Origin of the sequence: Vibrio caribbeanicus ATCC BAA-2122 (assembly GCF_000165125.1) — a bacterium.
GTDB classification, from domain to species: domain Bacteria; phylum Pseudomonadota; class Gammaproteobacteria; order Enterobacterales; family Vibrionaceae; genus Vibrio; species Vibrio caribbeanicus.
Map to the genome: position 1 here is coordinate 1 of NZ_AEIU01000099.1, position 23,861 is coordinate 23,861.

Here is a 23,861-nt window from a genome sequence, read left to right on the forward strand (position 1 = left end):
AAGTTGGATTATCATCAACGAGTGCCCACACAGATTGATAGGTTTATATTGTTAAAGAACATTTCTTCTTAGCTATTTGCTTCGGAAGAGGCGGCCATTCTAGCGAGATAATCTTGAGTGTCAAACACTTTATTAAATTATTTCGTTTTTTGTTTTAGCCTTGTCTCTTGGCTGGATTCTCTTATTGAGCCCTTGCCCTGTCGACGAGGAGGCATTATAGAGATCTCGCTCACGTTGGCAAGTGATATTTTTAAAAAAATGTAAAAATAACGCTTAAACGATGATCTTTCGCCCAAATAGCTATTTATTCATGTTTACCCCAAAAAACCCAACAAGATAACCACAGAGTTATCCACATTTTTATTATTATGAATAAAAAAGACCACTCATATGGCCCTTTTATTCTGTCAATCTCCAAAGAAAACTATATTCCCGAGCCATCTTGCTCTGTGGAATCATCTTCATGTAAACCACATTCACGCTTTAAGCCGAAAAATCGTGTTTCCTCTTCACTCATCCCTGGCTGCCACTTTTTCGTGGTATGAACATCACCAACAGAAACGTATCCTTCGTTATGAAGCGGGTGATAAGGTAAATTATGTTTTGCCAAGTATTGGTGAACGGCTTTATTACTCCAATCAAGAATTGGAAGAAATTTAAACACTCCATTTTGAATGGAAAGAATAGGCAAGCCTGCTCGAGAGGATGATTGTTCTCTGCGAAGGCCAGAAAACCAAGTCCCCGCTCCAAGTTCATCTAAAGCTCGCTTCATCGGCTCAACTTTATTGATGTGATTGTATTGCTCTATTCCGCGTACACCTTGTTCCCAAAGCTTTCCGTATTTTGCTTCTTGCCAAGCGGCGCCGTGTTTCGCGCGATAAACAACGAGGTTTAGACTTAGCTGGCTAGAGAGTTGTTCAATAAACTGGTAGGTCTCTGCAAAAAGATAACCAGTATCGGTTAAAATAACCGGAATCTCGGGGGCATGTTCAGTGACCAAATGAAGCATTACTGCAGCTTGGATGCCAAAACTTGATGACACAACGAATTGACCCGACAAATTTTGTAATGCCCAATCAACTCTCTCTTTTGCCGTCAATGACTCAAGCATGTCATTGATCTCAGCCAGTCTGAGTGCTTGCTCAGCTTTACCAAGTGACAGCAATTCTGATAATTGTGGCTTAAGCATAAAAGTCCCTCTTTGATACCTTGACTTCATCAACAATGCCTGAGCGAATGGTAAAATCACCAAATCCCTCACCTTGAATGCGCTCGGTTGACCAACGCCCTACAAGATGATCGAGCTCTTCTAATATCTGCTTATCTGTGATGTTCTCTTTATACATCTTAGGTACGCGAGTACCCGCGCGGTTACCACCCAAGTGTAAGTTGTATCGTCCTGGAGCTTTCCCCACTAAACCAACCTCAGCTAACATTGCTCGGCCACACCCATTAGGACAACCAGTCACTCTCAGAATAATGTTGTCTTGTTGATCAAGTCCGTGGTTATCTAAAATCGCTTCAATATCTGTGACAAAGTTAGGGAGAAAACGCTCCGCTTCAGCCATCGCTAGGGGACAAGTTGGAAATGAAACACACGCCATTGAATTCTTGCGCTGTTCACTCACCGCATCATCCATTAGCCCATGCTCTCTCGCTAGTCGTTCAATCTGGGCCTTATCTTTCTCATCGATACCTGCAATGATTAAGTTTTGGTTCGCAGTCATACGAAAATCACCTCGATGAATCTTAGCGATTTCTGCCACCCCTGTTTTTAGCGGTTTATTGGGATAATCAAGTAAGCGACCATTCTCTATAAATAGTGCCAAGTGATGTTTACCATCAATGCCTTTAGTCCAGCCGATCCTATCGCCACGATCGGTAAACTCGTAAAAACGACTTGCTGCAAACTCCACTCCTGCTCTTTTTTCTACTTCTTGTTTAAACGTCTCAACACCAACTCTATCTAATGTGTATTTGGTCTTCGCATTTTTTCGATTAGATCGATTACCCCAATCACGCTGAGTGGATACCACGGCTGCAGCAACATCGAGCGTTTTATCTAAGGGAATAAAACCAAAATCATCGGCCCGTCTAGGATAAGTAGAGGTATCTCCATGAGTCATGGCCAAGCCCCCACCAACCAAAACATTAAATCCAACCAATTGCCCTTTTTCTCCAATTGCGACAAAGTTGAGATCATTGGCGTGAACATCGACATCATTTTGTGGGGGGATCACAACCGTTGTCTTAAATTTTCGTGGTAAATAGGTTTTACCTAATATGGGCTCATCACTTTCTGTCGTCTCAACTTTTTCACCATCCAACCATATCTCTGCATACGCTTTAGTCTTAGGCAGCAAGTGTTCACTGATTTTCTTTGCCCACTGGTAAGCTTGTTGATGAAGTTCAGACTCAACTGGGTTGGTTGTACATAATACGTTGCGGTTAACATCACCAGCAGTTGCAATTGAATCAATGCCAATATCATTTAAGGTCTGATGCATCAATTTAATATTCGGCTTCAATACACCATGAAATTGAAAAGTTTGCCTTGTGGTAATACGAATACTTCCATAAAGCGAATGCTCACTGGCGAATTTATCGATAGCTAGCCATTGCTTAGGCGTAATAATTCCACCCGGCATCCGTGCCCGAAGCATGACATTATGCAAAGGCTCAAGCTTTTGTTTAGCTCTCTCGTTACGGATATCACGATCATCTTGCTGATACATGCCGTGAAAACGAATCAATTGAAAGTTATCCGCTTCAAAGCCACCTGTTATCGGCCACTGTAAATCATAATCTATTGTGCCTCGCAGAAAATCACTTTCAGCTTTGAGGCGCTCATTGTCAGACAAAGGTCCAAGCTCTTTACCAAGAACCACTTGCTTATTGTTCATCAGTACACATCCTTTTGGTAACGTTTCGCTTTACGAAGTTCATTGAGAAAAGCTTCTGCTTCCTCGGGGGAATATTGACCTTGTGTTTCTATCACGCTGACAAGAGCCTGATGGACATCTTTTGCCATCCGATTCGCATCTCCACAGATGTAAATATGCGCACCTTGCTCTAACCACTGCCACACCTGCTGGGCTTGCTCGAGAATGCGGTGCTGCACATAGTACTTTTCATTCTGGTCTCGGCTAAATGCCACATCCAACCGAGTGAGCAGTCCAGACTTGAGATATTTTTGCCACTCAACCTGATAAAGAAAGTCCTGAGTGAAAGTACGATCGCCAAAGAAGAGCCAGTTTTTCCCGGTGGCACCGCGATTATCACGTTCTTGAATAAAGCTGCGAAATGGTGCGATGCCCGTTCCAGGACCAATCATGATCACCGCTACATCATCGTCTTCAGGGAGTTTAAAATGATCATTACTTTCTACATACACTTTAAGCTCGCTGCCCTCTTCAAGTTGTTGGGATAAGAAGTGTGATGCGCCGCCAAAGCGCTTTTCGTCACCGTGTTGATATTCGACCAAGCCTACAGTTAGGTGCACTTCTTCTTCTACTTCCGTTTGACTTGACGCAATCGAATACAGTCTTGGCGTCAACCTACGTAATATAGAGAGCAATTGCTGCGCGGATAAGGCGCTCTTCTTCTCTGCCAACACATCAATAACCTGCGTACTTGCAGCATAGAGGCGCAGATTTTCTTTATCTTCAATTAACTTAAGCAGTTTTTTACTCTTGGATAGGCTAGCAAATTGTGTAACCAACTGCGGGTTGGCACTGGTAACTTCGTAGTATTGGATAAGCGCATCCGTCAGGGCCATCGCTTTCCCATCAACCTCAACCTGCTCTGTTCCGGAAAGACCAACCCGTTCAACGATCGCTTGAACCAGCTTAGGACTATTTTCGAACCAAACACCAAGCGCATCACCTGGCTGGTATTGGATCGACGAGCCCTCAAGATCAATTTCAATGTGGTGGACAGATTTGCTGGAATCACGCCCGGTAATCTTTTGACTGGTGAGTAAAGTTGCACTGAATGGGTTTTGCTTAGTAAACGTGCTTTTGATTGATTGACCAAGAGGTAATGAGACCACCTCAGCTGAGGTCGCAGAGGCTAGCATCGACTCTACCGTTTGCAGTGCATTGTCACTCCAAGTACGTGCATCCGATTCATAATCAACATCACAATCAATTCTTTCCTGAAAAGCCTTGGCACCGAGTTTTGCTAAAAATGCATCGAAGTCTTTTCCTGTTTGACAGAAAAATTCATAGCTTGAATCACCAAGCCCAATAACAGCATATTGCAGTTGATCAAGCTTAGGCGCTTTTTTGGATTGAAGAAACTCATGCAGACCTAACGCATTATCAGGCGCTTCTCCCTCACCATTGGTCGACGCAACGATAATTACGTGGCTCTCTTTGGCTAAATTCTTCGGTTTATAATCGGCGGCGTCATAAAGCTCAACCGCGATTCCTCGCTCTCTTGCTTGCTGCTCTATAGATTGCGCGACGCCCTTTGCATTACCTGTTTGCGACGCAAAAATAATAGTGAGCTTACCCGCTGGTTCAGTAGCGACTGCAAGTTCCGCTGGTTGGCTTGAGATACTCTGAGCGAGCGAGCCGGACTGAGCCAACCCCCAAAAATAGCCACTCAACCAAGATAATTGCTGTCCAGATAAGCCAGCACTACCTTGTTGCAAGAGGCTGAGTTGCTGTTCATTGATGGGAGCAGAAATAGACGCCACTCCCTGAGGTGAGCTTTCACCAGATGTAACCTTACTGGTTGAAGACAGTTTATGATTCGAAGGCATAGACCTAACATCCCTATTCATTGCGTGATGTAAGGTTAAACAATGCTTCTAATAACAAGAAAGAATATAAACTTATGCTTTATAACATTTTGAGATAAGAATGGGGAACTGAGACGAACAACAAGAGCTAATCAGCTTCAACGCGTACCTGCTTGAAGCCCACGGCCATCGCCGATTTGGAGGCGAGATCGACATCGCCATAATGACATTCCTCACCGTGAACATCAGTCAGGATCACAAAGCCGCCACGCGCATGACGAAACTCCACAATCCAATTACCTTCGCGAGTCGAAGGTTCAATGATGGCTTCCACAAGCTGCTGCTCACGATAGAGATTTCTAAGTTCATTGATCGTCATAGTGATCCTTCTCTGACCGACAACTCTCTTATTCAATAAGCATGGTCAATCTATGAGAAAGTGCTAAATGAAAAGCAAGGTTATAAAGAATAGATATAACAGAACGTTTCTTATACCCGAAGGAAATGAAAATATAGGGTATAAGTCACGTTTATTAGGCGAATCACTAAAACGAATATTCTGCTCCAGCAAAGAAGCCGTTGGCAAATATCATGGGATCACCTTTTGAGCTAGGAAAGTCTTTGGACTCCATATCAATCACTCGATAGCCAGCTTTAATGATCATTGGACTATCTCCCATTGGCACTCGATATTGCATCCCTGCCATTAAGTCAGTATTTTTAATCCCACTGCTATCACCAAAATTCATTTCACCAATCACATCCCAGTGACTGTTCGGCAGCGTAATTTCGGCATACGCATACCAAGCCCAGATCAATTTGTTGAAGTCGGCTCGCGCCCCATTTTCAGGGTTAACGTATTTGGTATTACTCAAATCAGTAAAAGTAACACCAGCATCAAAATACAATAAATCATGATTGAGCAAAGGGTAATAAATACTCAAATCGAGTTTATTCAACGCCATATAATCTTCATCGAGGGAGAGATAACGTATCTGAGCATTGGGGAGATAACTAATATCATGGGATATCGCGGAATATAAAATGGGAACCATACCCGCATCTTGCCTCACCTCATTCACTTTAGTATCCGCCAACCATAGATCGGCCCCTAGGTTTATTGTGACTTCGGCTTGAGTCGGCAATGAGGCAATAGATAACATGACCAGCGTCGCTTTGGCGTACATAAAACCGTTCCCTCCATGGTTTCGTCACCTAATCATAGTTGGAAAACAGAATGTTAGATGTGTGCTGTGCGTCAAAACCCATCATACTTCTATAATATTGTATCAATAGCTTTTATTTGCTAACTATCGCGGCTGTGCCACATAAGTTTTGAAAAACCATACCCCTAGTGCGATAACGATAATCCAAGGCAGTAGTTTTAACACCACGCCGACCATACCAAGTAGCAGCATTACGACAAACGAAAACAGTACGCCTGCAATGACAGTCGCAAACGTCACACCGGTGACTAATAAAGTAGCAGCAAAGACCAAAATAAAAATCAGTTCAAACATGGTTTTCTCCTTTCAGACCTTATTACCACTACACTAATCATGCCAACAAAAGAGAAATATTAAAGCATTGATTTATAATATAAAAAAAGAGCGTCATTCATGACGCTCTAAAAGTAAAGGTGAGTATAGGTAAAAAATACCTATCTAGTTGGTGATATTTACACACCCAACTCTTGAGGAATTTTGGCCAATGCCGTTTGGACAACCTCAATACCCGAGCCAGGTTTGTGCGCATTTTCGCTGATATACCGACGCCACTGGCGAGCGCCTGGCATATTTTGAAACAAGCCCAACATATGGCGAGTTATATGCCCAAGGTACGCGCCTTGCGATAGTTGTTGTTCAATGTAAGGATACATTTCTTCAACTACTTGGCTGCGTTTTTTTATCGGACTATCAGCGCCAAAAATCAATTGATCCACTTGCGCGAGAATATAGGGATTTTGATAGGCTTCACGCCCCATCATGACGCCATCAAGGTGCACCAAATGCTCTTGAGATTCTTGCAGCGTCTTTACCCCGCCATTAATAGCGATATTCAAGTGGGAAAAGTCTTTTTTCAACTGGTAGGCTCGCGGATAATCGAGCGGTGGAATTTCTCTATTTTGCTTTGGGCTTAAACCAGAGAGCCAAGCCTTGCGAGCATGGATGGTGAACTGCTCACAGCCCCCCTTCTCTGCAACGATAGAGACAAAATCGGTCAAAAATTGGTAAGAGTCTTGGTCATCAATACCAATGCGCGTTTTTACTGTCACCGGAATATCGACCACTTCGCGCATCGCAGCCACACAATCAGCCACCAGCTGAGGCTCTGCCATCAAACACGCTCCAAATCGTCCATTTTGCACTCGATCCGATGGGCAGCCTACATTGAGGTTAATTTCATCATAACCACGTTGCTCCGCTAACTTCGCGCACTGTGCCAAGTCTTGCGGATTCGAACCGCCCAATTGCAGCGCAACAGGATGTTCCTCTTGGTTATACGCCAAGAAATCACCCTTGCCATGAATAATGGCTCCAGTGGTCACCATTTCGGTATAAAGCAAAGCTTCATTTGTGAGTAAACGATGAAAGAATCGGCAATGGCGATCAGTCCAATCCAGCATGGGAGCAATGGAGAATCGATTTGCGGCAAATGTGTGGGTGTTTTCAGGCTTCATTGGATGTTACTCAAAATCTTACTACTGTCGATAACAACAGATACTGACAACAATGACACTTTAAAATAGCAAGCTACGTTGTTGTGTTCATCTTAGTTAAAATTAGTGAGCCGATTATACACAGTTTTAAAAACATTCATAAAAAAGCACTATGCAGCAATAAACTGCTTTTAGGTAAATGTGTACATCGAAATACATAGAGTAACGGAAAACATCTAGGCCAAGAGCGGCAGCAGTGATTGCTTGGGTGGGTAAAAAGATACGCTGGCTATGGGATGAATTTAAACAACTCGTAAATAGTCTACCGGATGCTTTAATCCCTGAAGGATGGAAATTGCAAACCGAAGAAGCAGGCAAACAAGTGGATCAGTTGGCAGGGAAACTGAACAAGATAAAAGACAAGAATACCAAGTTAGGTATTACAACCAATGAGACATATAACCGAACAGAGCAACACGGTTACACTGGATATCAAGCCGGAGGATTGACCGCTCAAAGTCAATACCAACCTTATCAACCACTGGCCCCACAAACAATGAAGAGTAAATCTGAAGTATCACTGACGATAAAATCTGATAAGCCTGTTTCCGTAGACCAAGCAAAAACAGACAAAGGGACCGATCTCAATATGGATGTTGGGAATATGGGGTGGAGTTTTTGAAGTTACCTCATACTCCCAGTCTAGTTACCATGCATATTTCAGATTCAAAAAGCGCAAATCTGGACACTTCTGAGTTACAGAAATGTCATCTATGAAGGTTCAGGACAAATTCCTTTTCACGTCTTTTTAGTTAAAAATACTATAAATTCAGTTATTTTTGTGTCTTCCCAAACAGTCTTATCAGACGTTAAGATAACTCTGACAAGTTTAATAAAGGACTAAACAGTGGCTAAACGCGAATATTGTAAAATACAAGGCTTAAAACCTTCACCTCGTACCATGGCATATATAGAGCAAATGAACCACATTACTGATATGTCGACGATCTTAGATCGAATTATGAAAGTAATACCTTTTTTTCAGATTTTTGCGGGTCGTGGTTCCTACAAAGGTCTTTCCTTGGCGTCAGCCTCTTATAATGTAGAAACCTATAATTGGAATTTATATCATGATACGGTCATGGCAATAGAGCCTGTAAAGAGGGAACGTCTAGAACAAATTGCTTTAAGTGCGACGCTGAACACGTCAGGAGAAGAACGAAAGTTTTGGGAGTGTGTCTACAATGCACTTTAAATATCTATCATTGAGCCTAATACTCTGCAGTCTATCTGTCCAAGCAGAAAATCCTGACGTCTGGGCCAAACAGCTCAAAACTGAAATGGAATCCAATTATACTCTTCTAAATAATCGAGTGTCCGAATGTAAATCAATGAGAAAAGATTTTGATTATTCAAAAACACTCGATACGCAGTGGTTTACGGGTTTAGATAAATCCGAAAAACAAGCCATTATCAAATATGGCTTTGCCTATGCATCACAACAATGTGCGCTTAAAGAACGTCAAAGCTATACTAACTCTTTGATAAATTACGTCGCCTATTCAGGAGATAAAGAACCGCTAAACGAGTGGTTAAAGCTTTTAGAAGGAGACAAGAATTTACAACAAGAAATTAATTCTATTGGTATTGTGGACACTCAAAAGTTTGTCTCTGCCTATTTGTCCACTCCTTTTGATGCTCTTAAGCTACTAAAAAGTCATAAGTTGTTTTAATAAAATGTCCAATTTCTATTTGTAAATAGGAATTGGACAAAAATGTGTCAGTGGTTTTACTAAATTAGTAAGTCACCAATAACTTCAGGTATGGCAAGTTTACTGGTGAAGAGCTGGTGCGATGAGTAACATCGCACCAGAAAAAGTATTGGCTGGGTTCGCACTAAGTGACGTTACGTTAAATTTAATTCCTCACATTAAAATACATGTTGCCATCTAAAATTCAAAAAAACGCTTTAAGTCTCTGATTTTATATTGACCATGAAAGGTTAAATAGGCATAAATCAACGTATAAATACTGCATCTCGCCGTATAGAAAGCGTTAACTGGTAAAAGGAGTATTAACATTGGAAGAGCTTATAGCCCAGTATACGGGGGCAAATGAAGATGAAAGGCTAACTCGACAGTACATCACACAGCTAGAGTTTGACACAACAATGCATAAACTAATGCCTTATTTGTCAAATGGTAAATCGGTGTGTGAGTTGGGAGCAGCTACAGGTCGCTATTCTTTGACTTTTGCAAAAATGGGCTGTGATGTAACAGCTGTAGAGCTTGTGCCTGACCAAGTCGATATTTTAAACACCAAAGCAAAATCTGAGGGCATCGAATTAAAAGTGTTTGAAGGTAATGCATGTAAAGTGCCATTTATCGAAAGCAACTCTCAAGATCTTTGTGTAATCCTAGGCCCTCTTTACCATTTGAAAACTCAACATGAGAGAGAGCTGGCGATCAACGAAGCATTTCGAATTTTGAAGCCGAATGGAGTGTTAGCAGTTGCCTACATATCTCGTTTTTTTGTCGCGGGACTGTTCGCTCAGCAATTTCCAGAACTAGTAACTCCAGAAGTACTAATTGAACTAAATAAACATGGCACAGTTTCAAACTCGAAAGCAGATAGATTTTTCAACATAGGGTACTTTGCCACACCAACTGAAGTGGAAAGTTTGGTACAAGACAAAGGTTTTAGTGTTATCGGACACTCTGCGACAGACGGTTTTGGACGCTATATATCTAACGGTGTAAATAACTTTACGCCATCTCAATATCAAACTTGGTTAGACTATCACTTAATAAATTGTGATGAGCCAACTTTATTGGGCTCAAGCAATCATGGCTTAGTGGTCGCTAGAAAAGTCAGTTATCAAACTGTTTAAGAGTGATTCGCAATGCTTGGCGTTAGAAATCTGGTGTTCATTATTCCTATTATGGCAAATGTGTGTGTTTGCTATCAGAAAAAGCCACTAGACCGCCTCAAACGCTCTTAGTGAAGATTTTCGACACTTGTTCAAGGCGGTATGCTTCCATAACGCCTTGTAAGTGTGTGACGCTTCAAGAGCGGTTTGTAGAGCAAAAGTCATCGAGTTGCTTTTAACTAACAACTGCACTCTGATACTCATTTTTCGTACTTTATGAGCTTTGGGTTTCAGATTAGTTATGTTTAGTCAAAACCCATCTGACCGAGAGAGTGGCCTTTTTGGCGAAACTAACAATGGGGCATTTTTAATTTACAGCATTCCAACTGTGAAGGTTCTGGACACTTCTGAGTTAAGAAGTGCTAACTGTGAGGGTTCTGGATATAACTGAGCACAACGTTAGCGAAGCCTTCTATGTCTGGCGAGCATGCTTATTCGTCATTGATGTTATCTCACCATTTCGGCATTATGGTGCCCTGATTTATTATGTATGGGACCTCCAGTGGAGAATGATTACAAGAGAGTACAATCCAAGGAAGCACTTATTGCGTTGTTGAACTCTCTGGCTCAACAAGATACAGATAATTGGGAAAACATGTCCACACAGGATTACCTTCAAGCATTGGCGGCTTGGCTTGAAAGTTCTGATGCCTTTTATGACAATGCAAAGATTTCAATATCACACTCACCAAGCTGGCAGTTATTCGCTGATGCTATGCAAGCAGCAACAATTTATGAATGAGCTATTTTGGGGAATAGATATTTTTACAGGAGTGTGTCCTGAATAATTTTCGTCCCCGAAGGGGTGCAGAACATTTGTTCTAACACGGAAAGGGGCAGAAATGAGTTAGAGCGGTTCACCTATGGTACACCTTGAAGTCACAAAGCCCTTTAAATACTTAAAAAGTGCGTCCAATCCAGCATGGGAGCAATGGAAAATCGATTTGCGGCGAATGTGTGGGTGTTTTCAGGCTTCATTAGGTGTTACTCAAAATCTTACTATTGTCGATAACAACAGATACTGACAACAATGACACTTTAATGGGGTGGAGTTTTTAAAGTTACCTCATACTCCCAGTCTTGTTAATATACATATTTCAGATTCAAAAAAACGCAAATCTGGACAAAAGCATGTGAGTACACAAAAGTACACCTTTGTGATCACCAAGCGACTTTGTCGTTCGCTTAATTACCGAGGGAAAATATCCATACTTTAGGTGTGTGTCCCCGCTGCATACTCGCTTACTGCAATTTCTAATAATGTGACTATCAAAATCAGGGTAATACCTGATAGGTCCTTTATAGGCTTTTATTTACAATCAAGACCATTTTGAGCACCCTCTTTTCTCATGAAATTAGACAAAACAGCTCGAAGAAGAAAACACCTTTTTTTAACGAAAAATCATCATTTTAATTGTAATAATAAGTTTAGGTAGATACCGGAAATGAATATGAAATCCATATGGATAATATTGTTGTCACTTTTTTTATACGCATGTGGGGGAGGAGGAGGTGATGGTTCTAAAGAAACCTCTAGTCCCTCTAGTCCGTCCACAACGCTAACTTACCAGTCTTCAAATCAGGGACGCGCCCTCATCAATGTCGCTGGACTAAGTGAAACGACATTTACGATTGAAAACTCCAGTTCGGCTCAGTTGACCATCACCACAGAAACGTCAGGTTTGGCAGCAGGATTTTCGGTGACCAACAATCAATGTCAGGGAGCGAATCTAGCTACTTCTGATACATGCCAAATCACGGTCCAATACCAAAGAGATGAAAACTCTCAAGGAAGTATAACAGTCAGTGGCATAGCTCAAAATGGTAATCACCGGACAACTCTAGACTTGCCCGTATTTGGTATTGTTGATCCATTTAATAATAATACGGAAGAATATTCTGGCCACATTGATCCCACCAGCGCTTTTTGTAGCGTAATTGACCCTACATTGGTAAATTGTCATTTATACAAACTAGGTCAGGTGACATCTCCAGAACAAGATGCTTGGAGAACAGGAAGTGCCTCCTATCCATTAGCGTTCAATGCACCACTGATACAGACATATTTTCCCGATCAATTTCTCTTTATGACTCCTTTGGTTGCAAAGCATTCCTGCTCATCAGCAGAGTTTTATTTTGTTGCCCAGTATGGCTCCACTGTCTCAGGCGCTATCGATACCAACAACCAAGAAGATAATGTCTTTATCAAATATCATCCGCTTATGGCGAATGGGCTAACGAATGGAGTCGCAGGTAATGCTGTCAACTTCTCTGGTAGGTTAAATCTATCCACAAGTTCGGGTGATAGTTTCGCAGACAACATCACTCAGTCAGCCCATGATAGTGTTTGGTCTGGACCAAGTAACGTGGCAGGGTTGCAGCAATTGCTCAATACTAATACTAACACTTACGTTACATCATCCTACAAAGATTCCAATAACGGTAAAGCGGTATACACCGTTAACAGTCTTCTCAATAAAGACGACTTGCAAGCGTTGCTGACGTATTTACAAACCAACCCCAACCCACATGAAATTGAGACCCCTGCCGATGCTCCTGACTTGCAAGAGCCTGCTTTCCAGGCAAGTGTACGTCAGTACCGTGAAATAATCGCTCAACATTGCCTGACAGGATTCAATTGAATAAGGCTTATATAGGAGCCCTAAGGGATTTCTGGGGCATTTTCGTTTTTGATGCCCCGATAGCAAAGCTTTGGACAAAACCTTGCCAGCGCTTTAATAAATCATAAAGCCATCAATAAATAGGGTGTGAAAAAATATACTTGTAAAGAGCTAGTGCGATGAGTAGCATCACACTAGCAAAAGTATTGGTTTAGGTGCATATTAAGCGACGTTACGTTAAATTGAGAACCTTCGCACTACGGGTGTTATGTTAACTATCGATTTCAGATAACCATGCCTTAACATCACTATCAGTATAACCTCTATGAAAGCGATACCTCCATGGGTACGCTTTTTGTTTTATATTCCCTTTAAGTCTAAGAATATTGGACTTGCACAATTTTTTAGCGGGGTTCCCTGAAAAAACCAAACCGGTATCAATATTATTTTTAACAACACTACCTGCTGCGACTACAGAATCTTTACCAACTATAACACCAGGAAGTATTAAGACTTTAGAAGCCAGAACAACAAAATCCTCAATAACAACACCCTCTAAAGTTTCACTTGGTGGTGTTGGATCGTTTGTTAGTAAGACTTCAGGAAACATCCAAACATACTGTCCAACTTTTGATGCTTTTCCAATATGAACATCAGCATGCATTTTTGTAAAATTACCTATTTCACAATCGCCTTGAATGTCACCCCGAGATCCTAATTGAACGTTGGTACCTATACTGCTATTTTCACGAATAGTTACATAGTGTCCAGATACAAAATTATGACCAATGTTAGATCCAGTGTATAAACAGCTATGGCTTCTAATTCTTGAGTTGTCACCAATAATTAAGGCGTCACTGTTAGCTAACGGTGTAGGAATTCCTAATTCACAATAATTATCTATCGTTGAGTTATCACCAATTTCCACAAAATCATGGATAATACAAAATGCGCCAATTGTTACATTATTTCCAATTTTTGCATTTGGTGAGATAATAGCACTTGGATGTATCATTACGCGGTACTCCCTGCATCAACGGTAAAGGTAGCACCTGTAACGCCCGCAGCATCTTCAGACAGCAGGAACAAAGCCATGCTAGCAGCATCTTTTACATTTGCTAGACGACCCAAGCAACTGCGTCTTTTGATTTTTTCAAGCTTGTCACCAACTAAGCCTCCAGTCATATTTGTTTCCATATAACCAGGTGCGAGCGTATTAACTGTGATCTGAGATCTACCTAACTCTCGAGCTAAAGATTTTGTAAAACCACCGAGAGCTGACTTGGTAGCGCCATAAACACTCAAACCATTGAAACCTGTAGAGCCAATAATTGAACCAACATTAACAATACGGCCACCACGATTTAGTAACATAGAGCGAGATACATACTTTGTCAGTAGGATAGGAGCTTCAACATTGACTTTCAGGAGTGACGAAATATCAGATTCATGCATAGTTGCTAATACACCATCATGACCAAGAGCAGCGTTATTGATTAACCCAAAAATATGCCCGTGTTCTTTAGTGATCTTCTTAACCAACATTGATATATCTTTTACTTCAGAAAAATCATATTGATAAAAGAATACTGCCTCTGGATTACTGTCTTGTAGTTGCTGGTACTCATCCGTTGGCGTGCGGCTTATACCAAGTACTTTATATCCTGCTTCAGAAAGCATTTTTGATGTTTCTAACCCAAGTCCTTTGGCACAGCCTGTAATTATTACATTTTTCATTAACTTCTCACTTTTTTACCTGTCGCATTGGTTTTTATCGAATCAACAACTTTAATCAATGCTGGCACCTCAAATGACTGAAGACCTTTTTTACTGAATGATAAAACTTCTCGTTTAATCTCTTTAGATGAGTATTCTTTTGCACTCTCATCAATAATAATCTCACAAGCGACAAGAGAACCAAGTACTGGGTTGGCTTTGGAGAAAACCTTTGCCATAACGACATATGGATGCTGTTCAAGTACAGACTCCACTTTTTCGGGCATTACTTTATTACCACCAACGTTAATTGATCCACTTTCCCGACCTTGGAAAAGGACTCTATCATTTTCAATACGGACCATATCCCCCGTATTAATGAATCCTTCATCATTAACCTCTAGCTCTCCTTTCACAAACCTAGAGCAACCGTTAGCACTTTTTATCCATAAGTTGCTATCAATAATTTTTAGTTGGCAAGATAGGTTAGATTCATTAGTTAAATATGAACAAGGAAATCCTTCTTTTTTATCCTTAACCACAAAGCCTACGCCAGCTTCTGTTGAAGCGTATATATGAATAATAGTTGCAGAAGGATAGCGCTGTTCTAATGCAGATAGCACGCTTTGGCTGCTGATTTCTCCCCCTAAGGTTATTCGCTTGAACGAAAGGTGAAGATGTTCAGGTTCCATTAACAGTTTACGCCAAAAAGATGGGGTAGCCGATAAGCAATTCACAGAAGAGCTTGCAAACAGCATGATTACCTCACTCATGCTTGCTACGTTTGAAGGTACTGAGAGCGTTGAACCAGAGGCTAGGGCTTGAAGGTAAACCTGTAACCCTGCAAACCGATTAATGTCATAGGTCAATCCCCAAGTGAACTCGCTCCCTCGTTCAACATTATCTTTCGTAGTCATGAGTAATGTTGACAGTGAGTAGCTAGCCAGTTTTGGGGTACCTGTAGTTCCTGATGTCGCTAGAATATAGGATCTTGTTTCGTCGTCATTAACAGATGATGGCCCCGATACTGCTTTGATTCCTTGAACTTGCCCTTCAGATAGAGATATAACGTATTGGATATCAGCAGATTGATAGAAGGCATCTTCATGCCCTTCTGTATCTTGGGGTAGCAACAATACATTGCGACAAATACTGTCAATTGCAGGAAGAAGTAATGCTAAAGATTCACGATCATGAGAAATTATGGCGCAGTTTTTATCAGCAAGTTGAGGGAAGTCTAAGGAGAACTTTTTACTAATTTTCACTACATCATGATACGTGTAGGATGATACTTGTGTTTCAAGAAAAATTCTATTGAGAGGTACTCGTTTTACAAGTTCAATCAAACGAGTGGAATTATGCTGAGTATTTTTCATAAATAGCTACAAATTCACCAAAAGTTGTAGGGTAGACAGCATCTTCCATCTTTTGGAATGGGTCTAAATCTAGTTCTTCTTCGAGTAAAGCAACAAGAATTGCAAAGCCAAGAGAGTCCAAACCACTATCAAGTAGAACTTGATCATCAGGGATTTCGTCATAACGTTGTTCTACATCCATTTGCTCTAGAGCTTCATTAAATTTTTCTAAGATGATTTTTTTCATATCGACCACTAGTTAGAGACTGATTAATTAAAGATTCCAATTATCTCATATTAACTATGAAAAAAAAATTATTTTAGTAGTCATTATTCCTATTATGGTAAATACGCGAGTTTGCTATCAGAAACAGCTCCCAGAAGGCCTCAAACGCTTTTAGCGAAGATTTTAGAGACTTGGTCAAGACGATATGCTTCTATAACGCGTTGTAATTTTTTAAGCTTTAAGAGCAGTTTGTAGAGCAAAAATCATCGAGTTGCTTTGAGGTAGGAACGGAACAATGACGGCCATTTTTCGGACTTTGTGAGTTTTGGCTATCGGATTAGTTATATTTGGTCAAAATTCATCCGGAAGATGGCGTGGGCGTTTGGGCGAAAGCAATAATGGGGCACAAGTGAATTAGAGCAGCTCGCCTATGGCACACCTTGAAGTTATCAAACCCTTTATATACTTGGAAAGTTCGTCCAATCCAACATCAGGACAATGGAAGTGCAACAATCATCGATAGTCACAATGCACAATGATTGAAAGCCTTTACCTCTGAGGCGCACCCAGTCAAAAACGACAAAACCATAGTATCCAAAACAAGATTTAACGATCTCTGGCACATCTCTTAAACAAGAAACGAGGAAAACTGTCTTTTTAAGTATCGTTTTCATACCAGATAATGTAAGTTACGGTGTTACAGTTATCCTATTTACTGTTTTAACTATAGATAGTGGTCGGATAGCATTAAGTTAGGATGTTACCCAATCAGCGACGATAAACCGCAATAAATGGTATATTATTAAATTGTCCAATTGGTAATGGTGATAAGTTTGGACCAGCAGTTAGTGAAGCAAATTGAAGACATATGCTCTGCAAGAGGTGTGCGTTTAACCACTCAAAGAAAGCGTGTATTTGAATTGATATGCGCGAGCGCAAAGGCCTCAAGTGCCTATGAGCTCTTGGAGGAGTTAAAGCAAAGCGAACCTCAAGCAAAACCTCCTACCGTTTATCGGGCACTGGAGTTCTTGCTTGAACAAGGTTTCATCCACAGAGTTGAATCAACCAATAGCTACATTCAATGTGTTTCATGTAATGCGCACAAGCACTTTTCGCAACTTCTAATTTGTGACGGGTGTGGCAGCGTTATTGAGCTTCAAGATGATAGCTTGATAGCTTTACTAGCGAAAAATGCAGAGAAGCATGGCTTTGCCATTAATAACCACGTGATTGAATCACACGGTACTTGCCAAGCTTGTATCTCTGACAAAGAAAAATAGAGATATAGAAGAAGATTATGCGCGCTGAATTTGTAAACCCGTTCTTAGCCTCATTGATGAACGTGTTAAAAACGATGGCTTCTATGGAATTGACGCCTCAGAAACCACGTGTAAAAAAAGATGAGATCGCCCGTGGCGATGTATCTGGTTTAATAGGTATGGTCGCTCCACAGAGCCGCGGCTCTATGTCTATCACCTTTGACGAAAGCTTGGCATTAGAAATAATGCAAAAAATGCTCGGTGAGCGTCCCAATGGTCTCAATGATGAAGTCACTGACATGGTGGGTGAAATCACTAATATGGTGACAGGTGGTGCAAAACGTATTCTTGCCGAAAGCGGTTTTGATTTTGATATGGCAACGCCTGTAATTGTCTCTGGCAAAGGGCACACCATTCGCCACAAGTGTGAAGGCTCGATCATTCTGATGCCCTTTACCTCTCAATGGGGTAACGCATTTATCGAGATCTGTTTCGAGTAATAATCCCAACCCATTTCATTAAAAACGCTTCCCATTGGAAGCGTTTTTTTAACCTATGATTTCTCTCTCTTTGAGTAACGCAATACACTGCTCAGCTAATTCGCTTGGGGTATACTCGCCTGCTAACAGCTCAAGGGCAGGATTAAGCGGTGGCTGATATTCAGAGTCAATGCCAGTGAAATGCTGAATTTCACCAGCTCGAGCCTTTTTATATAGCCCTTTCGGATCGCGCTGTTCACAGACTTCCAAACGAGTATTGACGTAAATTTCTATAAACTCACCTTCTTCAAGAAGATCTTTAACTAGCTCTCTCTCTGCTTGGTGCGGCGAAATAAAAGCAGACAGCACAATAAGTCCAGCATCGGCCATCAATTTTGCTAGCTCACCAATACGACGGATGTTTTCTCTGCGGTCTTGGGTAGAAAAACCAAGATCACCACAAAGTCCATGGCGTACATTATCACCATCAAGTAAATAAGTATGAAATCCCGCGTTAGCTAAACGTGTTTCTAATGCTCCCGCTATGGTTGACTTACCCGCTCCAGAAAGGCCGGTGAACCATAACACAGCAGGTTTTTGCTTCTTTTGCTCAGCGCGAAATTGCTTATTGATTAGGTGCTGATGCCAAACAATATTCTCTTCGTTCGCAACGGATGTAGTGGTCATAAAACCTCCTGTTAAAAGGGAAAAAATTGGGGGATCAAACTCAAGACTAAAATTGAGTAAACCAAAGAGAGCGGGATGCCCATACGCACATAATCACTCAGACTATAATTACCCACGTTATAAACCAGCAAGTTAGTCTGATAACCGTAAGGGGAAATAAAACTGGCGCTAGCGCCAAATAACACGGCCATCACAAAGGGCATAGGATCAACCCCATAAGTCATCGCCATGCTATAACCAATCGGAAAGGCGAGCGCAGCGGCGGCATTATTGGTCACAAGCTCAGTCAAAATAACGGTAAATAAGTAGGTGGCAACCAGAGCACCAAACACGCCATAACCATTAAACGCCGAGATAAACAAGGTTCCTAAACTTGAGGAAAGTCCAGTGGTTAACATTAACTGCGCAAGAGACAAAGCAGAGCCAACAATCACAATAATATCAACTGGAAAACGCCGCCTCAGTTCACTCAGTTGAACCACGCCGCTCAACACACAAAGCAATAAGAACACACACAAACCTTTGAGTAACGGCAATACCTCACACAGTGCCAGAAGCACGACACTGGCAAACCCAGCGAGAACCCAGGTGGATTTTTGACGATCGAGACGTGCTGTGGAATCGAGATCATTGACCAGCACAAACTCTTTTCCGTTGAGCTCTCGCTCTCGCTCGAAGCGCTTTCCTGGTACAAGCACGAGCGTGTCTCCTGCAGCGAGGGTGATATTGCCAAGGCCGCCTTGTAGCCGCTCATGGCCGCGACGAATCGCAACCACCACCGCATCGAAACGATCTCTGAAATGGCTATGCTTTAATGTGGTATTACAAATACTGGCCGAAGAGCTCACGACCACCTCAACAAAGCGTTGACCATTGAGATGAGGCTGACCAAACAGTGATAGACCCTCAATTTCTTGAAGTGTGGCAACACTCTCTATGTCACCGCAAAACAACAGCCGATCGCCCGCTTGCAAGACAAAATCAGGCTGTACGGACGCGATTGTCTGCTTCCCCCTTACCACTTCAGCAAGAAACAGTTTTCTAAGCGCTCGTAATTTATTCTCACTGATGCTGCGCCCGATCAAAGGCGATCCGGCTAGTACTCTGGCTTCCAAAAAATAGGGTAAATCTTCATCGCTATGATCATCATAGCTCGGCAGCCAGTAACTTAAGGGGATTAAGATCAACAGGCCACCAATGAGTACAGACACACCGATCATAGTCGGAGCAAAAAAGCCTAAACTCGGTAACCCTGCATCTTCGACAAAGCTATTAATGATCAAGTTGGTTGAGGTTCCGATCAAAGTCAGCGTACCACCTAAGATCGCGGTGTAAGACAAAGGGATCAATAGCTTGGATGGGGCGTGTTGTTGATTACGCTTCACCGCCCCGATCAGAGACACCACAACCGCAGTGTTGTTGGTAAAAGAAGAAAGCAGTGCTGTCGACAAGCCCAGCTTGGCGACAACGGCTCCCAATCTCCCGCTTGATAAACAGCGGCTAACCCAACTGATCAAGCGAGTTTTTTCTAGCGCTGCCGACGCCAAAATCAACATCACCAAAGTTAAAAGAGAAGCATTGGTAAAGTTGGTCACAACATCTTTGAGTTCAATAATGCCACTCAAAAAAGCAATCGAGGCCATCGCTGCAAATACGTAGCTTGGCTTGATTTTGGTTGCAATAAGGCACAACACAATCCCAATCAGCAGCGCCAGAACAAAGCTTTGTTGCCACATATCCTTGTGCTCACTCTAATCACTATTTTATCCACTGACTAAGGTCGTTAGCCTGCCAATGCGGAAAGTGCTTACGAACCAGCGCATTCAACTCGATTTCAAATTGAGAGATATCAGGTTTATTATCCGCTTCAAACTCGAGTTTCTCACGCACCATAGCCGCACCGACTGTAACGTTGGTTAAACGATCAATAATGATAAACCCACCAGTATCTTGGCATTCTCCATAAGAGTCACAGGCTACGGGCTCTGTAAATGTCCATTCACAAAACCCAATACCATTGAGTGGGAGTTCATCAGCATCTAAAATAGATAAGTTATTGATGTTGTATTGATAATGGATGCTATCGACCCTGCCAAGAACACGCTTGCCTGCCAGTTTAATATCGTATTCCTTTCCGCGCTCTAGAGGCTGTTCCGTCATCCAAACCACGTCGGCGATCAGGTGCTGTGAAGCGCTCATTTCACTGCTTTGCGGAACAATCAAATCACCGCGGCTAACATCAATTTCATCTTGTAGCGTGAGTGTAACGGCTTGACCTGCTTGTGCTGTACTTAACTCACCGTCAAACGTCACAATACTTTTGATGGTCGATACCTGACCAGAAGGCAGCACTTTCACCGCTTGCCCTACGTGAACCTGTCCAGTAGACAAGGTTCCAGAAAAGCCACGAAAATCAAGATGCGGCCTATTAACGTACTGGACAGGGAATCGAAATTCACCTTGATTTGACTCACACTCGATATTGACCGTCTCTAGCACATCCAGCAATGAAGGCCCTCGATACCAAGCCATGTTTGTACTTGTCTCAACAACATTATCACCCTCAAGTGCCGACAAAGGTAAAATCTCTATACTCTTGTTGCTGCCTAAATGCTGGGCAAACGCAATGTATTCATTGCGTATTTCGTCAAAGCGAGACTGGGCATAGTCAACCAGATCCATTTTGTTGATCGCAACGACAAAATGTTTGATACCAAGTAAATCAGCAATAAAAGAGTGACGACGCGTTTGATCTAAGATGCCCTTACGCGCATCAATTAAGATCACTGCCAGATCGCAGGTCGACGCGCCCGTTGCCATGTTGCGGGTGTATTGCTCATGTCCTGGGGTATCAGCAATGATAAATTTACGCTTTTGAGTTGAAAAATAACGATAGGCAACATCAATGGTGATCCCTTGCTCTCGCTCAGCTTGCAAGCCATCGACCAGCAAGGCTAAATCTGGCTTTTCTCCCGTCGTCCCCACTCGCTGACTGTCATTGTGTACCGCAGCTAACTGATCTTCATAGATCTGTTTCGAGTCATGAAGCAGGCGTCCTATCAAGGTACTTTTGCCATCATCAACGGAACCACAGGTGAGAAATCTAAGAAGTGATTTATGTTGATGCTGAGTAAGGTAACCTTCGATCCCTAACTCACTGAGCTGAGTTTCTACTGCGTTGTTCATTTGCTTTCCTTAGATCCCTAGTTAGAAATAACCTTGGCGCTTTTTAAGCTCCATCGATCCTGACTGATCGTGGTCGATCGCCCTGCCTTGACGTTCGCTGGACGTTGCCACCAGCATTTCTTCAATAATGCCCGTCAAAGTATTCGCCTTTGATTCAATGGCGCCCGTAAGTGGATAACAACCCAAGGTCCGAAAGCGCACACTTTTGTGCTCAACTTTTTCACCTTCAGCAAGCTCCATTCTTGCGTCATCGACCATTATTAGCATGCCATCACGCTCAACAACCGGGCGGGTATCGGCGAGGTACAAAGGCACTATTTCAATCTGCTCTAGGTAGATGTATTGCCAGATATCAAGCTCTGTCCAATTGGAGAGTGGGAATACGCGAATGCTTTCGCCTTTATTGATTTGGCCGTTATAGGTATGCCATAGCTCTGGGCGCTGATTTTTCGGATCCCAGGTATGATGCTTATCGCGAAACGAATATACCCTTTCTTTGGCACGGGATTTTTCTTCATCCCGCCGTGCACCGCCAAAGGCAGCATCAAATCCATACTTGTTGAGTGCCTGCTTTAATCCTTGGGTTTTCATAATATCGGTATGTTTTGATGAACCATGAGTAAAAGGGCTGCAGCCCATCGCAAGACCTTCAGGGTTCTTATGTACCAACAGCTCAAAGTCATACTTTTTAGCCATACGATCACGAAAGGCAATCATATCCTTGAACTTCCAATCGGTATCAACGTGCAAAAGAGGAAAAGGGATCTTACCGGGGTAAAAAGCCTTGCGCGCCAAATGAAGCATCACAGAAGAGTCTTTGCCAATTGAATACATCATTACTGGATTATCGAACTCGGCAGCAACCTCGCGGATAATGTGAATACTCTCAGCTTCAAGTTGCTGTAAGTGGGTTAAACGTTGTTGATCCATGTCAGTTGCTTCCTTAATCGACGAATAGATATGGAGTAAAAAGTTACGCGCGGCGACGAATGGCGGATTTTGGTGGAACATTAAACCAAGCCAGCTTATCAGCTAGTGCCACCACCTCACCGACCACAATAAGTGAAGGCGACTGTGCGTTTTGAGCCATCTGTGACAGTTGATTGAGCCGGCCTTTAAGTACTCGCTGATTAGCGTGAGTACCGCGCTCAATAATGGCAACCGGAGTATTAGAGTCGCGTTTGTGTTTGATAAGCTGCTGCTGGATGTATTCTGATTTCATCAAACCCATGTAAATCACCAAGGTTTGCTGACTGCGTGCCAATGTCGCCCAGTCCATCACGTCTTGATCGGCTTTTAAATGCCCGGTAATAAACAAAGCAGACTGGGCATAATCCCGGTGCGTAAGGGGAATACCTGCATAGGCCGTCGCACCAGCTGCAGCCGTAATGCCGGGTACTACATGAAAAGAGATCCCCTCATTGGCAAGAACTTCAAGCTCTTCTCCGCCACGACCGAAAATAAAAGGATCGCCACCTTTAATCCGCAGTACTCGATAACCCTGTTTGGCAAAGTCGAGCAAGAGTTGGTTGGTTTTTTCTTGTGGCACACTATGATGGCCTGCTCGTTTCCCGACACAAACCAATATGGTGTTGTCTGGAATCAAGGCCAAAATCTCATCTGAAACAAGGTAGTCGTAAAGCACCACATCAGCTTGCTGAAGAAAGCGCATGGCTTTTAGTGTCAACAACTCCACATCACCCGGCCCTGCGCCGACCAATGCCACTTCACCGTACCCCAGCATACTCTGGCCTATACTGTTAAAGTCAGCCAAAGCACTCTCTTTCTGATAGTGCTTGCTAAGAGGGAATTGAGAAACCGTATCCATGCTCGCCATAACATCATCCTTATCATTGATAGAAGCATTATGGCGTTAACTTTATATTACCTGAAATTCTAAAATTATCTTTTTTATGCCAATTGGAAATATGGGTTACATCGATTTCTCTTCTTATTTGGGCTGAGCCTCACCATATTGACAGTTTAAATAAAAATAA

Annotated in this window: 24 protein-coding genes; 8 read left to right on the forward strand and 16 right to left on the reverse strand. The window is 42.3% G+C overall.

Annotation, left to right across the window (positions count from 1 at the left end; genetic code table 11):
- Positions 1 to 424 precede the first annotated feature (424 nt).
- The 7 genes from RH40_RS16825 to dusA form a co-directional block, all read right to left on the reverse strand.
- On the reverse strand, positions 425 to 1,189 hold the full coding sequence (locus tag RH40_RS16825; protein ID WP_009602875.1) for a phosphoadenylyl-sulfate reductase: 765 nt from the start codon (positions 1,187 to 1,189) through the stop codon (positions 425 to 427).
- Positions 1,182 to 2,903: an assimilatory sulfite reductase (NADPH) hemoprotein subunit gene (gene cysI / locus RH40_RS16830; protein ID WP_009602876.1), complete on the reverse strand. Its 1,722-nt coding sequence runs from the start codon at positions 2,901 to 2,903 to the stop codon at positions 1,182 to 1,184. The genes RH40_RS16825 and cysI overlap by 8 nt, the downstream gene beginning before the upstream one ends.
- Positions 2,903 to 4,768 (reverse strand): assimilatory sulfite reductase (NADPH) flavoprotein subunit, encoded by a 1,866-nt coding sequence (locus RH40_RS16835; protein ID WP_009602877.1) that lies wholly within the window; start codon positions 4,766 to 4,768, stop codon positions 2,903 to 2,905. Before RH40_RS16835 ends, cysI begins: the two co-directional genes overlap by 1 nt.
- Before the next feature lie 127 nt (positions 4,769 to 4,895).
- Positions 4,896 to 5,126, reverse strand: a complete 231-nt coding sequence (locus tag RH40_RS16840; RefSeq protein ID WP_009602878.1) for a hypothetical protein — start codon at positions 5,124 to 5,126, stop codon at positions 4,896 to 4,898.
- A 166-nt stretch (positions 5,127 to 5,292) separates the two neighbouring features.
- Positions 5,293 to 5,934: a TIGR04219 family outer membrane beta-barrel protein gene (locus RH40_RS16845; RefSeq protein WP_009602879.1), complete on the reverse strand. Its 642-nt coding sequence runs from the start codon at positions 5,932 to 5,934 to the stop codon at positions 5,293 to 5,295.
- A 123-nt stretch (positions 5,935 to 6,057) separates the two neighbouring features.
- Entirely contained in the window at positions 6,058 to 6,267 is a 210-nt protein-coding gene (gene pspG / locus RH40_RS16850; protein ID WP_009602880.1) for an envelope stress response protein PspG, read from the reverse strand.
- A 158-nt stretch (positions 6,268 to 6,425) separates the two neighbouring features.
- Positions 6,426 to 7,427 (reverse strand): tRNA dihydrouridine(20/20a) synthase DusA, encoded by a 1,002-nt coding sequence (gene dusA, locus RH40_RS16855; RefSeq protein WP_009602881.1) that lies wholly within the window; start codon positions 7,425 to 7,427, stop codon positions 6,426 to 6,428.
- Between the two features lie 235 nt (positions 7,428 to 7,662).
- On the opposite strand from dusA, the gene RH40_RS16860 reads away from it, so the two are divergent.
- From RH40_RS16860 to RH40_RS16885, 6 genes are all read left to right on the forward strand, one after another.
- Positions 7,663 to 8,088: a hypothetical protein gene (locus tag RH40_RS16860; protein ID WP_009602882.1), complete on the forward strand. Its 426-nt coding sequence runs from the start codon at positions 7,663 to 7,665 to the stop codon at positions 8,086 to 8,088.
- Between the two features lie 225 nt (positions 8,089 to 8,313).
- Complete coding sequence (locus RH40_RS16865) at positions 8,314 to 8,661, forward strand: hypothetical protein (protein WP_009602883.1); 348 nt, start codon at positions 8,314 to 8,316, stop codon at positions 8,659 to 8,661.
- Positions 8,662 to 8,797: 136 nt separating this feature from the next.
- Positions 8,798 to 9,139 carry a hypothetical protein gene (locus tag RH40_RS16870; protein ID WP_241209906.1) on the forward strand — a complete coding sequence of 114 codons (342 nt, stop codon included), beginning with the start codon at positions 8,798 to 8,800 and terminating at the stop codon, positions 9,137 to 9,139.
- Between the two features lie 347 nt (positions 9,140 to 9,486).
- Positions 9,487 to 10,296, forward strand: coding sequence for a class I SAM-dependent methyltransferase (locus RH40_RS16875; RefSeq protein ID WP_009602885.1), 810 nt, complete (start codon positions 9,487 to 9,489; stop codon positions 10,294 to 10,296).
- Between the two features lie 541 nt (positions 10,297 to 10,837).
- Positions 10,838 to 11,077 (forward strand): DUF7660 family protein, encoded by a 240-nt coding sequence (locus RH40_RS16880; protein WP_009602886.1) that lies wholly within the window; start codon positions 10,838 to 10,840, stop codon positions 11,075 to 11,077.
- A 709-nt stretch (positions 11,078 to 11,786) separates the two neighbouring features.
- Positions 11,787 to 12,977 (forward strand): hypothetical protein, encoded by a 1,191-nt coding sequence (locus RH40_RS16885; protein WP_039954892.1) that lies wholly within the window; start codon positions 11,787 to 11,789, stop codon positions 12,975 to 12,977.
- A 250-nt stretch (positions 12,978 to 13,227) separates the two neighbouring features.
- Here the strand turns inward: RH40_RS16885 and RH40_RS16890 are convergent, their stop codons facing one another.
- From RH40_RS16890 to RH40_RS16905, 4 genes are read right to left on the reverse strand one after another with little or no spacing between them, the layout of a single operon-like run.
- Positions 13,228 to 13,971 (reverse strand): acyltransferase, encoded by a 744-nt coding sequence (locus tag RH40_RS16890; RefSeq protein WP_009602888.1) that lies wholly within the window; start codon positions 13,969 to 13,971, stop codon positions 13,228 to 13,230.
- A complete protein-coding gene (locus tag RH40_RS16895) occupies positions 13,971 to 14,693 on the reverse strand; it encodes an SDR family NAD(P)-dependent oxidoreductase (RefSeq protein WP_009602889.1) in 723 nt (240 codons plus the stop codon). The genes RH40_RS16890 and RH40_RS16895 overlap by 1 nt, the downstream gene beginning before the upstream one ends.
- Positions 14,693 to 16,048: an AMP-binding protein gene (locus RH40_RS16900; protein ID WP_009602890.1), complete on the reverse strand. Its 1,356-nt coding sequence runs from the start codon at positions 16,046 to 16,048 to the stop codon at positions 14,693 to 14,695. Before RH40_RS16900 ends, RH40_RS16895 begins: the two co-directional genes overlap by 1 nt.
- The gene (locus RH40_RS16905; RefSeq protein ID WP_009602891.1) at positions 16,029 to 16,274 is read right to left on the reverse strand and encodes an acyl carrier protein; all 246 of its coding nucleotides are present in this window, start codon (positions 16,272 to 16,274) and stop codon (positions 16,029 to 16,031) included. The genes RH40_RS16900 and RH40_RS16905 overlap by 20 nt, the downstream gene beginning before the upstream one ends.
- Positions 16,275 to 17,074: 800 nt before the next feature.
- Here RH40_RS16905 and zur point away from each other — a divergent pair.
- Positions 17,075 to 17,533, forward strand: coding sequence for a zinc uptake transcriptional repressor Zur (gene zur, locus RH40_RS16910; RefSeq protein ID WP_039954893.1), 459 nt, complete (start codon positions 17,075 to 17,077; stop codon positions 17,531 to 17,533).
- A 17-nt stretch (positions 17,534 to 17,550) separates the two neighbouring features.
- Entirely contained in the window at positions 17,551 to 18,012 is a 462-nt protein-coding gene (locus tag RH40_RS16915) for a chemotaxis protein CheX (protein WP_009602893.1), read from the forward strand.
- A 48-nt stretch (positions 18,013 to 18,060) separates the two neighbouring features.
- Here RH40_RS16915 and cysC read toward each other — a convergent pair whose 3' ends face one another.
- Genes cysC through cobA form a run of 5 tightly spaced genes read right to left on the reverse strand, consistent with a single transcriptional unit; the run spans position 18,061 to position 23,701 of the window.
- The gene (gene cysC / locus RH40_RS16920; protein ID WP_009602894.1) at positions 18,061 to 18,678 is read right to left on the reverse strand and encodes an adenylyl-sulfate kinase; all 618 of its coding nucleotides are present in this window, start codon (positions 18,676 to 18,678) and stop codon (positions 18,061 to 18,063) included.
- A gap of 11 nt (positions 18,679 to 18,689) precedes the next feature.
- On the reverse strand, positions 18,690 to 20,414 hold the full coding sequence (locus RH40_RS16925) for an SLC13 family permease (RefSeq protein ID WP_009602895.1): 1,725 nt from the start codon (positions 20,412 to 20,414) through the stop codon (positions 18,690 to 18,692).
- A gap of 22 nt (positions 20,415 to 20,436) precedes the next feature.
- Positions 20,437 to 21,864 carry a sulfate adenylyltransferase subunit CysN gene (gene cysN, locus RH40_RS16930; protein WP_009602896.1) on the reverse strand — a complete coding sequence of 476 codons (1,428 nt, stop codon included), beginning with the start codon at positions 21,862 to 21,864 and terminating at the stop codon, positions 20,437 to 20,439.
- A 21-nt stretch (positions 21,865 to 21,885) separates the two neighbouring features.
- Entirely contained in the window at positions 21,886 to 22,875 is a 990-nt protein-coding gene (cysD, locus tag RH40_RS16935) for a sulfate adenylyltransferase subunit CysD (RefSeq protein ID WP_081455028.1), read from the reverse strand.
- Positions 22,838 to 23,701 (reverse strand): uroporphyrinogen-III C-methyltransferase, encoded by an 864-nt coding sequence (cobA, locus tag RH40_RS16940; protein ID WP_009602898.1) that lies wholly within the window; start codon positions 23,699 to 23,701, stop codon positions 22,838 to 22,840. Before cobA ends, cysD begins: the two co-directional genes overlap by 38 nt.
- Between the last annotated feature and the right edge of the window lie 160 nt (positions 23,702 to 23,861).

Excerpts from the sequence above, each read along its gene's own strand:
- RH40_RS16825 (WP_009602875.1), bottom strand. The coding sequence starts at position 1,189 with ATGCTTAAGCCACAATTATCAGAATTGCTGTCACTTGGTAAAGCTGAG.
- cysI (WP_009602876.1), bottom strand. The coding sequence starts at position 2,903 with ATGAACAATAAGCAAGTGGTTCTTGGTAAAGAGCTTGGACCTTTGTCT.
- RH40_RS16835 (WP_009602877.1), bottom strand. The coding sequence starts at position 4,768 with ATGCCTTCGAATCATAAACTGTCTTCAACCAGTAAGGTTACATCTGGT.
- RH40_RS16840 (WP_009602878.1), bottom strand. The coding sequence starts at position 5,126 with ATGACGATCAATGAACTTAGAAATCTCTATCGTGAGCAGCAGCTTGTG.
- RH40_RS16845 (WP_009602879.1), bottom strand. The coding sequence starts at position 5,934 with ATGTACGCCAAAGCGACGCTGGTCATGTTATCTATTGCCTCATTGCCG.
- pspG (WP_009602880.1), bottom strand. The coding sequence starts at position 6,267 with ATGTTTGAACTGATTTTTATTTTGGTCTTTGCTGCTACTTTATTAGTC.
- dusA (WP_009602881.1), bottom strand. The coding sequence starts at position 7,427 with ATGAAGCCTGAAAACACCCACACATTTGCCGCAAATCGATTCTCCATT.
- RH40_RS16870 (WP_241209906.1), top strand. The coding sequence starts at position 8,798 with ATGAGAAAAGATTTTGATTATTCAAAAACACTCGATACGCAGTGGTTT.
- RH40_RS16885 (WP_039954892.1), top strand. The coding sequence starts at position 11,787 with ATGAAATCCATATGGATAATATTGTTGTCACTTTTTTTATACGCATGT.
- RH40_RS16890 (WP_009602888.1), bottom strand. The coding sequence starts at position 13,971 with ATGATACATCCAAGTGCTATTATCTCACCAAATGCAAAAATTGGAAAT.
- RH40_RS16895 (WP_009602889.1), bottom strand. The coding sequence starts at position 14,693 with ATGAAAAATGTAATAATTACAGGCTGTGCCAAAGGACTTGGGTTAGAA.
- RH40_RS16900 (WP_009602890.1), bottom strand. The coding sequence starts at position 16,048 with ATGAAAAATACTCAGCATAATTCCACTCGTTTGATTGAACTTGTAAAA.
- RH40_RS16905 (WP_009602891.1), bottom strand. The coding sequence starts at position 16,274 with ATGAAAAAAATCATCTTAGAAAAATTTAATGAAGCTCTAGAGCAAATG.
- zur (WP_039954893.1), top strand. The coding sequence starts at position 17,075 with ATGGTGATAAGTTTGGACCAGCAGTTAGTGAAGCAAATTGAAGACATA.
- RH40_RS16915 (WP_009602893.1), top strand. The coding sequence starts at position 17,551 with ATGCGCGCTGAATTTGTAAACCCGTTCTTAGCCTCATTGATGAACGTG.
- cysC (WP_009602894.1), bottom strand. The coding sequence starts at position 18,678 with ATGACCACTACATCCGTTGCGAACGAAGAGAATATTGTTTGGCATCAG.
- RH40_RS16925 (WP_009602895.1), bottom strand. The coding sequence starts at position 20,414 with ATGTGGCAACAAAGCTTTGTTCTGGCGCTGCTGATTGGGATTGTGTTG.
- cysN (WP_009602896.1), bottom strand. The coding sequence starts at position 21,864 with ATGAACAACGCAGTAGAAACTCAGCTCAGTGAGTTAGGGATCGAAGGT.
- cysD (WP_081455028.1), bottom strand. The coding sequence starts at position 22,875 with ATGTTCCACCAAAATCCGCCATTCGTCGCCGCGCGTAACTTTTTACTC.
- cobA (WP_009602898.1), bottom strand. The coding sequence starts at position 23,701 with ATGGCGAGCATGGATACGGTTTCTCAATTCCCTCTTAGCAAGCACTAT.